This is a genomic window from Mesorhizobium sp. L-8-10 (assembly GCF_016756635.1).
GTDB lineage: Bacteria > Pseudomonadota > Alphaproteobacteria > Rhizobiales > Rhizobiaceae.
The window spans coordinates 8,041,981-8,058,070 of sequence record NZ_AP023263.1 but is presented as its reverse complement, the minus strand read 5'-3'; the positions used below and the strand labels follow the sequence as shown (position 1 = coordinate 8,058,070).

The 16,090-nt window shown below is 66.7% G+C and carries 9 protein-coding genes; 4 read left to right on the top strand and 5 right to left on the bottom strand.

Annotated features, from left to right (window positions below):
- Window positions 1–213: 213 nt before the first annotated feature.
- Window positions 214–1,176 (bottom strand): LysR substrate-binding domain-containing protein, encoded by a 963-nt coding sequence (locus JN280_RS37300; protein WP_202309188.1) that lies wholly within the window; start codon window positions 1,174–1,176, stop codon window positions 214–216.
- Between the two features lie 171 nt (window positions 1,177–1,347).
- Here JN280_RS37300 and katG point away from each other — a divergent pair, with 171 nt between their 5' ends.
- Complete coding sequence (gene katG, locus JN280_RS37295; RefSeq protein WP_202309187.1) at window positions 1,348–3,531, top strand: catalase/peroxidase HPI; 2,184 nt, start codon at window positions 1,348–1,350, stop codon at window positions 3,529–3,531.
- A gap of 284 nt (window positions 3,532–3,815) precedes the next feature.
- On the opposite strand, the gene JN280_RS37290 is transcribed toward katG, so the two are convergent.
- Window positions 3,816–4,844, bottom strand: a complete 1,029-nt coding sequence (locus JN280_RS37290; RefSeq protein WP_202309186.1) for a mechanosensitive ion channel family protein — start codon at window positions 4,842–4,844, stop codon at window positions 3,816–3,818.
- Between JN280_RS37290 and JN280_RS37285 the strand changes: the two genes are divergently transcribed.
- From JN280_RS37285 to JN280_RS37275, 3 genes are all read left to right on the top strand, one after another.
- On the top strand, window positions 4,821–5,813 hold the full coding sequence (locus JN280_RS37285) for a hypothetical protein (RefSeq protein WP_202309185.1): 993 nt from the start codon (window positions 4,821–4,823) through the stop codon (window positions 5,811–5,813). The two genes, JN280_RS37290 and JN280_RS37285, sit on opposite strands and share 24 nt — an antisense overlap.
- Window positions 5,814–6,492: 679 nt before the next feature.
- Complete coding sequence (locus tag JN280_RS37280) at window positions 6,493–7,596, top strand: alpha/beta hydrolase (RefSeq protein ID WP_244742664.1); 1,104 nt, start codon at window positions 6,493–6,495, stop codon at window positions 7,594–7,596.
- Window positions 7,597–8,000: 404 nt separating this feature from the next.
- Window positions 8,001–8,798: a DUF930 domain-containing protein gene (locus JN280_RS37275; protein ID WP_202309184.1), complete on the top strand. Its 798-nt coding sequence runs from the start codon at window positions 8,001–8,003 to the stop codon at window positions 8,796–8,798.
- Window positions 8,799–8,926: 128 nt separating this feature from the next.
- Here JN280_RS37275 and tssM read toward each other — a convergent pair whose 3' ends face one another.
- The 3 genes from tssM to tssK are packed head-to-tail and all read right to left on the bottom strand — an operon-like array spanning window position 8,927 to window position 16,043.
- The gene (gene tssM / locus JN280_RS37270) at window positions 8,927–12,436 is read right to left on the bottom strand and encodes a type VI secretion system membrane subunit TssM (RefSeq protein WP_202309183.1); all 3,510 of its coding nucleotides are present in this window, start codon (window positions 12,434–12,436) and stop codon (window positions 8,927–8,929) included.
- Entirely contained in the window at window positions 12,433–14,232 is a 1,800-nt protein-coding gene (locus tag JN280_RS37265) for a type VI secretion protein IcmF/TssM N-terminal domain-containing protein (protein ID WP_202309182.1), read from the bottom strand. The genes tssM and JN280_RS37265 overlap by 4 nt, the downstream gene beginning before the upstream one ends.
- Window positions 14,229–16,043: a type VI secretion system baseplate subunit TssK gene (tssK, locus tag JN280_RS37260; RefSeq protein WP_202309181.1), complete on the bottom strand. Its 1,815-nt coding sequence runs from the start codon at window positions 16,041–16,043 to the stop codon at window positions 14,229–14,231. The genes JN280_RS37265 and tssK overlap by 4 nt, the downstream gene beginning before the upstream one ends.
- Window positions 16,044–16,090 lie beyond the last annotated feature (47 nt).

Genomic DNA, 16,090 nt, shown 5'->3' with positions numbered 1-16,090 from the left:
GGATACGGCTCGGCCAGCGATCGGCGCAAGCCGGATAGGGGCGCCCTCCTGGCCAGTGCACGAGACGACTCCTTCACCGGCCTCGCTGCATTTGGAGGAGCCATCATCGCTCCGGCCGAGTGATAGCCAAGTGCAACTCGAGCCGGCGCCTGCCAGCCGGTGAGTGGCGCTCGGGCGAATACCTCTCGAAAGTTGCGGCAATCGCCAGGCAGGCTACCCTGAACTTGCTCTGTGTGAAGCGCCTGGTGCCGAAGGGGCGGACGCGAGCGACGTCGGTCGCCCGTGCAACGCCTCCGCCGACTCGCGGACGACCTCGGAGATCTGGAGGAGTTGTTCGGCGAGCGGGCTCGCCTTGCGCCAGATCATGCCGATCGTTCGGGACGGCTGCGGACTTTTGAAGCGTGCGACGGACACCGAAGCGGAACGGGTCTCCACCGCCACGGCCATCTCCGGGATCAAGGTGACGCCGATGCCCGCGCTGACCATCTGCACCAGTGTCGAGAGCGAACTGCCGTCCATCAGTTCCCGCGGTCGCGCCGACTGCCCATTGCAGAAGGAGAGGGCCTGGTCGCGGAAACAGTGGCCCTCCTCCAGGAGAAGCAGCCGCATCTCGCGCAGCATCTCGCGGCTTGGTACCGGCTTGCCCTCGTCCTCGCCCGGCCGGACCAGGACGAAATCTTCCGAAAACAGCGCGACTTCGCTGAGGAAAGGCTCGGACACCGGCAGGGCGACGATGGCCGTGTCGAGCCGGCCTTCCGCCAGTTCCCGGATCAGCTTCTGCGTCTGCGTCTCGCGCACATGGATGTCGAGGCCGTCATGCAGGCTGGTCAGCTTGCCGATGATGGTGGGCAGCAGGTAGGGCGCGACGGTGGGGATGACACCGATCCGCAGCCGTCCCACCAGCCGCTCGCGCGACGCGCGCGCCAGATCGCCGAGCTCGTCGACCGATCGCAATATGTCGCGAACACGCAGCGCGAACTCTTCGCCGAAGCCGGTGAGCCGGACCTGCCGCGCGCCCCTTTCGAAGAGTTCGGTGCCTAGCGTCTCTTCCAGCTCCCTGATCTGCACCGACATTGCAGGCTGGGAAATCGCGCAGGCATCGGCCGCGCGCCCGAAGTGGCTGTGGTGCGCCAGCGCTTCGAAATAGCGGAGCTGCTTGAGTGTGACATTGACCATAACCTCATATTATCCCAGCGATCAACAAATCCAACTTCAATTTATCGCTGGGGTTTGGTACAGGATCAACATGAGGAAGAGCGGGCCGCGCCCGCCGCCTCTCGCCGCGACCTGCGTGCGGGTCGCCCCAATCCCACGTAGCAGATCAACCGAGCCACGCCGGAGAGTACAATGGACGCGAAGACTGAGAAGAGCGAGGGCAAATGCCCCGTCGTGCACGGGGTGGCCCCCAGGGCCAACCGGGACTGGTGGCCGAACCAGCTGGACCTTCAGGTTCTTCACCAGCATTCGACCCTCTCCAACCCGATGGGTGAGGCCTTCGACTACGCCAAGGAGTTCGAGAGCCTCGATCTCGATGCCGTCATTGCCGACCTCAAGGCGCTGATGACGGATTCGCAGGACTGGTGGCCGGCCGACTTCGGCCATTACGGCCCGCTCTTCATCCGTATGGCGTGGCACAGTGCCGGCACCTACCGTATCGGTGACGGGCGCGGCGGCGCCGGCGCCGGTCAGCAGCGTTTCGCACCGCTCAACAGCTGGCCCGACAACGTCAACCTCGACAAGGCGCGCCGGCTGCTCTGGCCGATCAAGCAGAAATACGGCCGCAAGATCTCCTGGGCCGACCTCATGATCCTGACCGGCAACGTCGCCCTCGAATCGATGGGCTTCAAGACCTTCGGTTTTGCCGGCGGCCGCGAGGACGTCTGGGAGCCGGAGACGGACATCTACTGGGGCCCGGAAGGCAAGTGGCTGGCGGACGAGCGCTACAGCGGCGATCGTGATCTCGAGAACCCGCTCGGCGCCGTGCAGATGGGCCTGATCTATGTGAATCCGGAAGGACCGAACGGCAATCCGGACCCGATCAAGGCGGCGCGCGACATCCGCGAGACTTTCGCGCGTATGGCGATGAACGACGAGGAGACCGTCGCGCTGATCGCCGGCGGCCACACCTTCGGCAAGACCCACGGCGCCGGCGATGCCGCGCTGGTCGGGGCCGAGCCGGAGGCGGCCGGCATCGAGGAACAGGGCCTCGGCTGGCGCAACGCCTTCGGCTCCGGCAAGGGCGGCGACACGATCGGCAGCGGCCTGGAAGTGACGTGGACGACGACGCCGACGAAATGGTCCAACAACTTCCTCTGGAACCTGTTCGGCTACGAATGGGAGCTGACGAAGAGCCCGGCCGGCGCGCATCAGTGGACGCCGAAGCACGGCATGGGCGCCGGCACGGTGCCGGATGCGCACGACAAGTCCAAGCGTCATGCGCCGACCATGCTGACCACCGACCTGTCACTGCGCTTCGATCCCGAATACGAGAAGATCTCGCGGCGTTTCCTGGAGAATCCGGACCAGTTCGCCGACGCCTTCGCCCGCGCCTGGTACAAGCTGACGCATCGCGACATGGGCCCGATCCAGCGTTATCTCGGCCCGCTCGTCCCGAAGGAGATCCTCCCCTGGCAGGATCCGATCCCAGCCGTCGATCATCCGCTGGTCGGCGAGGAGGATGTCACTGCCCTGAAGGCCAAGATCCTCGCCTCGGGCCTGTCGGTGTCGGAGCTGGTCTCGACCGCCTGGGCTTCCGCCTCGACCTTCCGCGGCTCCGACAAGCGCGGCGGCGCCAACGGCGCCCGCATCCGCCTCGCCCCGCAGAAGGATTGGGAGGTCAACCAGCCGGCCCAACTCGCCAAGGTGCTCGACAAGCTCGAAGCGATCCGGAAGGAGTTCGGCGCCGGCGGCAAGAAGGTCTCGCTCGCCGACCTGATCGTGCTGGGCGGCGCCGCGGCGATCGAGAAGGCGGCCAAGGATGCCGGCAACGACGTGCAGGTCCCCTTCACGCCGGGGCGCATGGACGCCTCGCAGGAAGAGACCGATGTCCACTCCTTCGCCCCGCTCGAACCGGTGGCTGACGGCTTCCGCAACTATCTCAGCGGCCGGCAGCGCCTGTCGCCCGAGGAGAATCTCGTCGACAAGGCCCAACTGCTCACGCTGACCGCGCCGGAGATGACTGTCCTCGTCGGCGGCCTGCGGGTGCTCGGCGCCAATGTCGGCGGCTCCGCGCACGGCGTCTTCACCAGCCAGCCCGGCGCACTGACCAACGACTTCTTCGTGAACCTGCTCGACATGGGCACGGAGTGGAAGGCGGTCTCGGATGCCAAGGACGTGTTCGAAGGCCGCGACCGGAAGACGGGCGAGGTCAAGTGGACCGGCACCCGCGTCGACCTGATCTTCGGCTCGCACTCGCAGTTGCGCGCCCTGGCGGAAGTCTATGGCAGCGCGGACGCCAATGAGAAGTTCGTCAAGGACTTCGTGGCCGCGTGGAACAAGGTGATGAACGCCGATCGCTTCGATCGCGCGTGATACCTGTGGGGATAGCGGTACGGCGCTGAGGTTGCCAGACCGACCACGAATTTCGGGGCGGCGTTTCGAACGGAGCGCCGCCCTCGATGTCTTGGGTACGCAAAAGTTCAGGGTGCGCTACGACCACGCCTGCCCAGGTGCTAATGACGCCAAACAGCTCAGCCGAGTTGCCGTGACACGGCGCCCCGGTCGGGAAGCTCTGCTCCCTCGATTGTCAAACGGTGCGATCAAAAGGTGTCTTGAAGCTGCCAACAATCGAAATTGCGGCCCCCGGGGGCTGGCGACTACCGGGGTTGGTCCTTCTCGCCGGCATCTTCCTCCGCGGGGGAGGACAGGCGCTCCTCCTTCTGTTCGGTCATTTCATCGGCGCCCAATTGGTAGTCCGGCGACCCGCGGGGCGGATAGTCGAGCCTGTCGCTCAGTTGTTTGGCCATCTCAGGATGGAATTGCGGGAAGGGCAAGCGACCTTTCCTTCTCCATTCGGCCACGGCCCGGCGGCTCTTCTCGCCCAGCCCCGCGTCAAGACCTTCGTCGCGACCAAGATACAAGGTCTGCGATGGGAAGGCGAAGCCCGTGCCGGAAGTCTCTACGATTTCTTTGATGCGAAGCAGCAAGTCCTCCCTGATCGCATAGTAATCGTTCCATTCCCGCGTTCTTGCATAGACGCGGATTTCGATGTTCAGCGAGCTGTCGGCGAACTCCACAAGTCGGACACGGATGGTTTCGTCGTCGATGCGGGGATGCCCGTGGAGCATTTCCCGTATCTTTGCCAGGACATATCTCAGCTGATCGGATTCGGTCTCGTAGCGAAGGCCGATGACATGGCGAACCATCATCTGGTCGCAATGGGCCCAGTTGATGATCTGCATGTCGGCGAATTGCGAATTGGGAATGGAAATTCGGGTGCGGTCGAGCGCCCGGATCTGCGTCGAGCGAACGCCGATGCTCTCCACGGTTCCACTTTGATCCCCGAAGGTGCAAAAATCGCCAACCCTGATCGGGCGATCAAGATAAAGAATGAAACCGCTGATGAGGTTCTCGAGCGTCGGCCGGACGGCAAGCGCCACCGCGAGACCGCCAATCCCCAATCCGGCGACGATGCTGTACACCGGCAGGCCGAGCAGCTGCGCACCATGTGCGAGGATCACGATACCGCCCACGACGCCGACTATTCTCGCAACAAGCCGCAGCAGGCTGGCGTCTATGCCGCGGCCGGAGAGGCCCGATCCGCCGACGGTCGCCTCCACCGCCACGACACATAGTAGCCAGAAGGCCCACGCCGATGCCACGTGCAATACGACGACGCGGACCACGTCGACATATTGCGAAAAGTCGCCGGTAATGTTGATCTGGAAGGCGAAGAACCGCTGCAGCAATGCGACGACGAAGACGATCGCCAACGGTGTCAGGATTGCTGTCCACCCGGCCCTGCCTCCCGCCCTCCGCAGAAACCGGTGCAAAGCGAACAGCAGGATTCCCGCAACGATCGAGCAGACGACCACCGCGACAGCCTTCCAGATCGGGACACCCAGCGCCGTCCGCTTCAAGCTGTCAGGGATGGACTCGACCAGCGCTGCAGGGATCATCGGCCCCGTGACGAGCCGGAGTTCGTCGCTCCAGCTGTCGATCGGCAGGCCGCTGCGCAGAGGTGTGTTGCCGACGACACGAAGGAAGCGGGGGGCAAGGCGAATGGTCTCCCGGCTGAAGAGAAACTCCCCCTGTCGTTCGCCGTCCTTGACCTTGACAACCCTGAACGGCGTACCACGAATGGCGAAGTTGCCCGCATCGACATCGGCGGGAGCGGCTTCGGCCTTGGGAAAGCCTATGCGACCGAATATGTCGAGAAGATATGCGGCTGTCTCGCCGCCGACCTTTCTTCGGGACGCTTGCGGAACCGCCGAAAGATCGATCAACGATTCCACCTGCTCGGCGAGGAGTTCAACTCGCGCTGCATGCTCTATGTCCCGCTTCTCGAGGTAGGCCCCGAACGCGTCTTCGAACTCCCGCGAGAGACGATCGAATGCTGCAATCGTATCCCTGGGGCTATCGGTCAATATCGCTACGAATTCCCCGCTCTCGACTCCTTCCTGAGCGATCGCGCGGATTGGTATCCAACCCAGGAGGAGAATGCATGCTGCCAGCATCCAGTTGGCGTATCCGAACGTCCTCACCTCACCGTCACTTTCGACCACCCGAGAACACCAATTGGACTTCGCGCCGAATGCGCTCAACCGCGGCTACCCGGACACACTTTATGTGTGCAGCGCGGTTTGGCAAGCTGAAGCCCACAGCCATACTTCCGCACGCCGCGCGCAAGTGACCGAGGAACCGGGCTCTTGGAGCGGTGCGGAAGAAACGCCAGTCTGCAGGCCACAGTGCACCGGGCGTTGGACTGGACGCAGGGCATGGCCTGCGTGGTCGCCAGCGACATGTGGAGGGGACCAGGCAGCTTGGCGGTCAGGCCCGGCGTCTTCTGCCGATCTCGTGGAACCGGCTGCGGTTCCCTGACACCACCGTCGCGATGGAATTGATCGGCGTCTTCTGGCGCATCTTCGGTAAGTCCGTTTCAAGGACCCTGAAACCGCACTGGGCTTGCCGGAGCCCCCAACTCCTGAGAAGGTGGCGTTATGGAGAGGCCGCGAGGTCCGAGACGGCACGCCTATGCGAGAACGACGGCGACCGGAAGGCCCGGCGGCAGGTCGGTGGGGAGAATGTCAAGGTTGGTCTCGGATGCGCCGGAGCGGCGCGGTTGTGCAGGTGGTCGCCGAGCGAGCGCCGTCTTCGCGAATATGGTGAATGCTGTGCCGGGCGGCCTCGAAGAGGAGGCAATTCGTCACGCTTACGACCTGGTGACCGTTCCCGCCTTGCCCCTGAGCCCGGCGGGCATGTAGGCGTTCCGGAGGGCCTCGACCTGTGCCGCCGGGCAGTTGAGATCGGACGTCAGTACTCGAGTGGATCCAGATGCGTAACCGCTTGTTTTCCGTGTCGTTGATCGTGGCGTTCCTGGTTTCCTTGATGGTCGGGTGCGGCCGGCCGCCCGAGCTTGTCGGGATCGACAATCCGGCAATCCCGGCGAAATCGACCCCCCGGGTAAGCCGGCACCGCATCTTCATCGTCACCACGCGCCAAGCGTCCGAGGTGGTGGGCGCTTTCTATTCGGCCAACCGGGCGCCGGAACTCGGCCTCGCCTCGGTCGACGTTACTGTTCCGCCGAACCATGTGCTCGGACAGCTTGAACGGCCGAAGAGCTTGCCCCCCGACCCGCGAGCCGAATTCGCTGTGGTCGACCCCGTAGTCTACGGCAGCGACGAGGCCTTCATTACCGAGATCGACCGTCAGGTCGCCGCCCGTCCGCTTGGCCAGCGAAGGCTGCTCCTTTTCGTCCACGGCTATAACAACACCACAAGCGACGCGATCCTCCGGCTGACGCAGTTCATCGAGGACACGGGTTTCCAGGGGATTCCGGTGCTCTTCACCTGGGCTTCCGCGGCCCTGACGCGTCGCTATGTCTACGACCTCAACAGCGCGCTCATTGCACGCAGCAAGGTCAAGGAGATGGCTGACATCCTCGGGCGGACACGTGCCGAGAGCGTCAACGTCGTCGCCCATTCGATGGGCACCTTCCTCACGATGGAGGGGCTGGTGGACGCCGCGCAGGCCGGTCGCGGCGGGCGGATCGATGTCATCATGCTGGCCTCGCCCGACATCGACATCGATCTGTTCCGCACGCAGATCGGACAGTTGCCCCCATCTCTCCGCGACAGAATGTACGTCCTGATCTCAAAGGACGACAGCGCGCTCAGGGTGTCGCGCCGGATTGCGGGAGGGGTTCCACGCGTCGGAGCCGCCGACGCGGAGGACCTGGAAGGGCTCGGGATAACCGTTATCGACCTTTCCGAGATCGACGATTCGAGCTCCGGCAGCCATTCCAAGTTCGCCGGCTCACCCGAGGTGGTCCAACTCATCGGGACAGGGCTGAACTCCGCGGGCCGTTTCAGCGAGGGGACGACCCCCGGCCTCACCGAGATTCTCGCCGGTGCGCCGATTCGCATCCTTGGCAACTGAAGCATGTCTCTCGAAACTTTGCAGCGGTTTCGGGGAAAAGACAGTGCGCCACGCGACACGCTGTAGTGGGTGCACCTTTGAGCTTCGGGCCTGCTGCACTGCTTGTGTCTGAGAGCGCGGCCGGGCCGCACGGTGGTGGTGCTTATGCTTGAGATGTGGCGCCGGTCGTTCGATCCGGTTCCCAGAACGTGCGTAGGGTGGGAAACCGCCCAACGGCGAAATACAGTCACTTGGCGGTCGTGCGACCTTCCTGCGCCGGCACGCGATTTCGTGTCAGTCGAGGCATTTGGCGACATCAAAGCTTGATGTCGCCAAGGTTTGCCTCCACATCGGTGCCGATGAGGGAGATTCCGGATCAGCGCTCGGCGTTCGGGTGGGCCTTACCCGTTTCGCTCGTCGTGCATGTGGCGGTCATCGCGCTTCTGATCTTCGGGCTGCCGACATCGTTCTCGCAGCCGCAGGAGGAGCAGGCGATACAGGTGGATCTGGTGCCGCCGCCGCCCGAGAAGGCCGAAGCCGAACCACCGGCGAAGCCCGAGCAGGAAGCAGAGGCCGAAACGCCGTCTCCAGAGAAGAACGAGGCCATGAGGCGAGAGGCCCCGCCGGTGGTGAGGCCCGTCTTCCAGTTCGGTGAAAAGGAGGCCGGTCCACGCGACGCTCGAGATGGCGCCGGCGCGCAAGACGGCTCGGCTTCCCCGACGGCGCAACATGACCGGAAGGAACAGGCCGCGGCCGAGGCGCAGGCTGAGGCGACGGACCAAGTCGAGAACGGAATTCCGCAGCCCGTCGCGCCCGCGATCCCGACGCCGAGGCTGGCGGACGACACCGAGGTGCAGGAGCCCATGAAGGACGCGAAGAAGCTCTTCTCGCGATCGGCGCTCGGAGGGCCGGTCGCCACGACCGCGATGGGCGGTGTGCCGCGGGCGATTCGGGTCGGCCGCCTCTGCGTCACGGAGTTGCGTGAGCAACTGCTTCGTGCCTCGCCTCCGTATCTGCCCGACCTCTTGCCGTCCGAATCGAGAAACGACGGCAAGTCCGTGGAAATTTCCAGGACTGCCTTCCGCGCGAACGGGCAGTGGTACGACCTGGGCTATCGTTGCGAGGTCGATGGCGACGCGACGAAAGTCGTGTCCTTCGCCTTCCGCGTTGGCGATCCTGTCCCGCGCAGCGAGTGGCAGCGCCGGGGGCTGCCGGCGCAATAAAGCATGTCTCCCGAAAGTGGGTACCGGTTTCGGGGACAAAGACATGCGTCAAATCAAAGACCTACAGCGTGTTGCGTAAATCCGTTTTCACGCAACACGCTGCAGGGGCCGCCGATCACTTCGGAACACTACAGCACCGGGCATTTGAACTCGGCCAGCAGGTCCTTCACGAAAGGGTTCCTCGTCGCCGGGGCCGTCACCTGGAGCACGGCCTGCCGGGTGCCGACCATGAAGCCGAAAGGCACGACGTCGGTCGGGTTCACTTCCAGGATGCGTGCCGCGTCGAACAGCCGGAACAGCGCCCAGGGTCCCTGCCGCCGCAGGATGTTGCGCTGGCCGTCCATCTCCGGCGTCATCGACAGGCTGGCTTCGGCGTCGGGCCGCTCGGGGGGCCAGTGGAAGGGCGTCGGCGTCACCGGGCCGTGCGCATAGACCAGGACCGGCCCGCCTATGTCGAACTGCAGCGCCCGGGCCTTGGGGTCGAGCCGCAGCGGCTCCACCACGAAATCGACCGAGGGCGCGTCCGCGCCGGCGAAATAGGCGATAGTGATGTCGTCTGCCTGCTCGAAGGCCCCCAGAACATCGTCCCCCAGCCCTAGCCCCGCCTGCTGGCCCGTGCGCCAGCGCCACGGCCTGGCGCTCGTGTCGATAAAGGGCTTGAGATAGTCGTTGCGGAACGCGGCGATCTGGCCGTTCGGCCCGAGAAGCGACGAGAAATCGGAAAGCGAGGCGTCGCTCGCGCTGGCCGGATCGAAAGGGTAGCGGCCCGATGTCGTCGCGTCGCAGGCCGGCTTCACCGTCGTGTTCCAGATCTGCGCCAGCCTTTCGCGCGAACTGCCCCCGGTCACCGCCGCCGCCTGCGAGAGGATGCGCCGGAAGAGCGGCTGCAGCGGGTCGGGCAGCGCACTCACCTGCTCGCCGAGCTGGTTGAGCAGCGTCTGCGGCTGCGCCGCGAGCTCCAATATGTCGCCACCCGTCGCGACATGGTTGATCTGCCGGTAGAGCGGCTCGAGGGCCGCCAGCATCGCATCGACCTGCGACTGCTGGCCCTCGGCCGCCGAGACAGCATCGTTGTAGGGCTTGAAATGTTCGGTGACGGCGGCCGCGACGTCGATCACGCGCTGCGGCGAAAGCACGGTGTTGGCGACACGTTCCACCTGTGCGGTAGCGGCTCCGGGCAAGCCGTCGAGCGGGCCCTTGTCGGGCTCCATCCGGGTTTCGGCGCCGATCGCCGCCGTCAGTTCCGTCACCGGCGAGGGCTTCCCGGTGATGAGGGCCATCGCCCGCGCCACGTCGCCGGCATTCGCGCCGTCGATCATCGTCAGGTCGGAGAGCAGGCTGTCCCACTGGCGGATATAGTCGACGCGGTAGAGATCGAGCAGGCCGTCGCGGATGCGCTGCGCCTCGCGCTGGCGGTTCGCGATCGTGTCGGCCACGCCCATTACCCAGAGATCCTTCGCCAGACGCTCGGACACCGTGCCGCTCGCCGGCAATGCCGAACCGAAGAAGCCGGACCGGGTATAAAGCCCGGGGATACCGTTCCAGAAGCTCTGGCCGCTGACGCGGGCGAGCGCCTGCGGCCCCGCCATGCTCATATGGTCCACCGGACGCCAGACCGGCAGCTTCTGGATTTCGGCAAGGGTGGAGAGCGTGTCGTAGGCGAGCCGCGCCAGCGTGTAGGTCGAGAGCCGGCCGCGCGCCCGGTCGACAAGGGCCGCATCCGCCGTCGGCGCCGGGAAACCGGCACCGGCCAGCGCCGCAAGATGGGCGGAGACGTCGGCGTCGGCCTGCGGCGTGCGGTCGTAGGGCAGCCACTTGGCGGTGAAGTCGGGGCCCAGCAGGGCAGCGGCCGAAGGCTCGAGCGGTCGTTCTCCGGCCAGCATCAGATAGAGCTTCAACTGGTGGAACCGCAGCGGTGCCGGGGTCTGCGGATCGTCGAGCCCGTCGCGCAGGTAACGCCAGGCGAAAGGAAGCAGCATCGTGGAAAGGCTGCGGTCATAGGCGTCACGCGCCGCCGCCTCGACGGCCGACGTGCCGTAGAGGCCGAGGGTTGCGCGTCCCGGCCGCTCCTCGGCGAGGCCGCGCAAATCGTCGAGCGCGGCCAGCACCGGCTTGAAGTCCGACGGCGCCCGACCCGCCGGCGCCGCTGCCGCGATCGTCTCGCGCGCGGAACCGAGGCCCTGCTCGAGCCGGGCCGTATAGGCGCGGCCCTCGCTGAAGCCCAGCCACCACAGCGCGATCAGCCCGAAGGTGGCGATGGTCAGGATCACGTTGGCGGCGATGCCCTGCGCCCGCGCCACCATCTCGGCCGGGCGCGACAGGCCTCCGGCGCCCGCCTCGGGCAGGATGACGTCGTGCACCAGCCGGCCGAGGAAATAGGGCCGGCCATGCACCGGCCCGCCGTCGTGGCGCAGCGCCAGGTTCTGCGGCCGCTGCGCGAAACCCGCGGCCAGGTGGCGGGCGAGCATGTCGACCGCGAGGCCGTTCTGCGTGGCGCTGGTGAAGAACAGGCCACGCAGTTGCGGCGCAGCCTCGAAACGGTGCACCGCCGTCAGATAGGCGACAAGCGGTTCGAGCGCCGTCCGCATCGCCGCGAACTGAGCGGGGAACTCATAGGCCTTGCGCCGCCGGTCGTCGTCGGGCTCTTCCTGCAGGCGCAGGAGGAGATGCTGCGAAAGCCGCTCCACGATGTCGGCGAAACCCCGGTCGAAACGCTCGGCCGCCGTGGTGGAACCGCCCGCGGACGGCGCCAGCGGCAGGCCGAGCACCGCGGTCCGTTCTTCGGCGCTCAGCGCGTCGAAGAATTCCTCGAAGCCGGCCAGCAGGTCGAGCTTGCTGACCACGAGATAGACCGGCGGGCGGGCACGCAGCCGCGCGGTCGCCTCGTCCAGCCGGCGGCGCAGCGTCGAGGCGAAGTCGAGCACGGCCTCGGCCGTCATAACGCTGAGCTCGCCGGCGCTCACCGCCACCAGGATGCCGTTGACCGGCTGCTGCGGCCGCAGGCGCCGCAGATGGTCGAGCAGCCGCAGCCAGAGCGGCGTGGACGGCCGCTCCGAAGGGTCGAGGAAGCGGCCGGAAAGCTCGACTATCACGGCCTGTTCCGCGACGTGGAAGCCCGCGGCGGTATCGGGTGTCGCTTCCGCCTGGTAGGGCAGCGAAAGCCCCGAATTCCGCACGATCGCGGACTTGCCGGCGCCGTCCGATCCCATGACCAGATACCAGGGCATCGAATAGCGGTCGCGGGCAAAGGGATTGACCGGGCTTCCCTTGCGCACCAGCCGCATCGCGCCGCGTGCGGCGTCGCGGAAGGCGGAAAGTTCAGCCTCCATCGCGGCCTCGCCCTGATCCTCCGCCTGCCGCTCCTCGTCCTGCTGGCGCCGGAGCGCGGCGAGCAGCGCCTGGTCTTCGCTGCTGCGCTTGACGCGGATGAGATAGCCGATCACGCCCCAGGCCAGCGCGATGACGAGCATGATCGCCAGGCGCACCGATGCGGGGCCGAGCGGACGTATTTCGCCGAAGGCGAGCAGCGGCCCGATCAGCCAAACGAACAGCGCCGCCAGCAGGGCAGCGAGGGTCAGCAGGGCGCCCGGTGTGGTGAGGACCCGGCCAATTGCCTGCAGGCGCTTGCCGAGCCTCACGACAGGCTTTCCTTATAGGCGATGATGCGCCGGGCGGCCGCGACATAGGCCGGATTCACGGAGAGCCCGCCACTGCCGGTGAAGAGCTGCGTGCTTTCGGTAACGAAGTAGAGCCGATCGTCGGCCGGCAGCGCGGCCGCGTGCTTGTCGAGCCACGTCTTCAGGGCCGCGGCATCCGGCTTTCCGGCCGCTTCGGCAAGCGCGATGCGCGCCTTCAGCGTATCGACGTCGGCATCGAGGTCGACGAGTTCCGTCTCGAGCATCGCGACCAGGCTCGGCGCCAGCGCGTTGCGCCGCAGCCGGGCGCGCGCATCGTCTGTCGCAGCATCGAGCTTGGGGCGCGCGTCGAGACCGATAGCGTAGGCTTCGGCGCGCGGTGCCGCGGCGAGCTCGGCTTGGAGCCCGTCGAGCTGCCGCATCGAGGCCAGGATGGAGGGAAGGGCGTCGAGCCGGGCGGGGTTAGCCAGGGGAGCGATGCCGGAGGCTGCCTCGGCGCCGCGCGCGGCGAGCCGCGTCTGTTCGTCGAAATCTTGGGTGACGAGATAGCCGAACCCGATGCTGGCCGCGACGATGGCGGCGATCGCCGCCCATTGGACGACGACGGCCGGACGTGGACGCTGTTCCGTGCCGATCAGTCCCGCCTCGGTGAAGACGGCCTTGCGGAGGGCGTCGCCGATGAAGAAGCCATGCTCCTCCTCGTCGAGCCCGAGATCGGGCGGCAGCATGCCGATGCGCGGCATGGCGAAGCGGCGCGACAGTTCCGGCAACAGCCCGTCGATGGACAGCGCCTCCTGCCGCGCGCTGGTGAGATAGATGCCGCGCAGGGTCCCGCCTTGCCATGTCCTCCCGCTGCCCGTCATCAATGCATCGAGAAGCGGCTGGATCGTCGGCTGCAGCCCGGCGACCTGTGCGCCGAAGCCGTTGATGCGGGCGCAGCGCACCGGGTCGGCTTCTCGCGACAGCCACTCGACGAGCCGCGCGCGCATCGCAGCGAGCAGCGATTGGAAACCAAGCGTCACGGCCTCGCCGGCCTCGGCTGCCGAAGGATTTTTCCCTAGCCCGGCGAACGGCAGGGCGAAACCCCAGGGCTGGGACCGTTCCTGTGGTTCCTGACGGTCGAAGAATTCGAGGAATCCCGGCAGCAGGTCGATCTTGGCGAGCATGAGATAGACGGGGGCCCGACGGCCCGTCGCGTCCTCGATCTCGCGCAGGGCTTGCGCGGCGCCTTGTGCCATTTCGCGATGCTCGGTCTGGTCGGCGAGCGTCAGGTCGGCGGGGCTGGCGACCAGCACGATGCCGTTTAGCGGAAGCTGCGGGCGAAGGCTACGCAGCAGGTCGCAGACCGCCCGCACGCTCTGGTCAGGAAGGCCGAAGGAGGTCTCGACGAACACCGCTTCCTCGCCGATCCACCAGCGCGCGCCGCCGATCGTTGTCGGTGAGGAGAGCCGGAGGCCCGAGCGGTCGAGCAGGCTCGACTTGCCGACACCGGGGGCGCCGGTCACCAGATAGAAGGGCACCGAATAACGGGCTCGCCGACCGGAAAGACCCCGGTCGGCGAGCAAGGCGAGCACGGCGCGCCGCTGGTCGCGCAGCCCCGGCGTGCCGGATCGGCCGCCATCCCCGGCGAAGAAGCGCCAGAAGACGACGGGCACCAGGCTCCACAGCGCGAGCGGCGCCAGCGTGGCCGCGAAACGCAGATCCGGATCGGCGATTTGCGCCTGACGCCAGATCAGCCAGCCGGCGGCGATCGACAGCAGAAGTCCGGCAAGCCAGGCTGCCAGGAGCCCCGGCCTCATGTCTGCGGTTCCGCCGGTATCTGGAACTCGACGCGGCGGTTGCGGGCGCGGCCTTCCGCCGTGGCGTTGCTGGCAATCGGGTCGGTTTCGCCGCGCCCCTCGAAGCTCACGCGGCTCGGATCGTCGACATGGCGGCGCAGCATGTCGGCGGCCGAGCGAGCCCGTGCCACCGAGATCGCCATATTGTCGCCGAGCGGGCTTCCGGGTCCGACGGGCACGTTGTCGGTGTGGCCGATGACCAGGATCGGGCCCTTCTCGCCGTTGAGCGCGGCGCCGATGCGGCCGACCAGCGGATCCTCCGTGCCGGAGATGTCGAGACCGCCGGACGGGAAGGAGGCTTTAAGCATGCGAATGAGCACCGAGGTGCCCGATGGCGCGACCTCGACGGTGCCGGCGGCGATGTCGCTTGCAAGGAATGCCGACAGCCTCTCGATCTGAGTTTGGCGTACCGGCGGCTTCGGGTCGGGAATGTCGGGCACGCCGGTCCGCTCGACGACGACCGGCATGGCCGGGGCGAGCACGCGGATCTTCTCCGCGGCCGCCTCGACGGTTCCGCGCAGGCTGATGCTGGAGAAGATCCAGAGGGCGGCCAGAAGCGCGGCGACGATCGCCGCGGCGAGCCACGGACCGGCCATGCTGCGCGGCGCCCGGTGCGGGGCCGCCACGCCCTGCCAGGCCGCCGACAAGCTGCGATCGTAAGGCCCCCGCACGCGGCGGATGGCGCGGTAGAGATCATGGCGCAGGCGGGTGTGCTGGCCGAGACCGCCCTCCGACACCCGATACTTGCCGACGAAGCCGATGGCCAGGCAGATCGCCATCAGTTCCAGCGCGTCGACATTGTCTTCCGGATTGGCCATCAGTTGCGAGAGCAGGTCGTAGAAGCGCTCGCCGCCCCAGGTCTCGTTGTAGAGCACGCTGACCAGGCTGCCGTTCGCCCAGCCCGACTGGCCGCCCCAGCGCGTGTTGAGGATGACGTCGTCAATCGTCGCGCTCAAGGCGTATCGCGCAATGCGCACCGTGCGGTTGGGGACGTCCTTCGCCATGGCCGCGGTCTCGAAACGCTTGATCTCGTCGAGCGTCCGGTTGCGGAATTCGGCGATGTCGTCGGGCGCGGCACTTTCATTCAGCCTGCCGGCGGCGCTGCCCGAGGCGAGCCGCGCCGCGATCGCCTCGCCGCGATGGTTGAGCAGCCCTACGATCTCGGTGAGCAGTCCGGCCAGGACGGGCAAGATCTGGGAATCGAGCGCGGGCGGAATATAGCCGTCGTCGAGCACGACCGTATTGTCGGCGCGCACTTCGACGACGCGCGCCAGGCCGATGCCGAGCAGTCCGTTGCGTTCGCTCGTCTCCGGCGCATAGCCGAGCCGCAGCTTGGCGACGGTGATCGGCACCGGCGCCGATTCGCCGCTGTTGGCGTCGGGCACCTCGATGTCGCGGGTCGCATAGCGGGTCAGCATGTCGGCGCCGTCGTCCGCAGTTTCGCGGCTTCCGGGCTGGGTGATCGGCAAGGTGAGATAGACGACACAGTTGCGCAGATTTTCGCCGAGTTGCAGCGGCTGAAGCTCGGCCGCGCCGTCGGGCACCGAGAAGGGCGTGCCGTCCTCGAATACGCCCGCCGCGCGCTCGACCGCGAACCGGCCGATCGACAGGAGCTCGCGGTTCAGCACCAGTTCGGTCAGGCCCCAGCCATAGGCGCGCAAGCCGCGCACCCGGCCGTTCAGCAGGCGCTCGACATGCCGGCCTTCCTGCTGGAAGTGCTGGGCGCGGATGAACATGCCCTCCGACCAGACCACCTTGTCATCGAATGGCATGCCTGATGTCCCCACCCTCGTGCCGCGATCCGCTATCGCTGGTCATA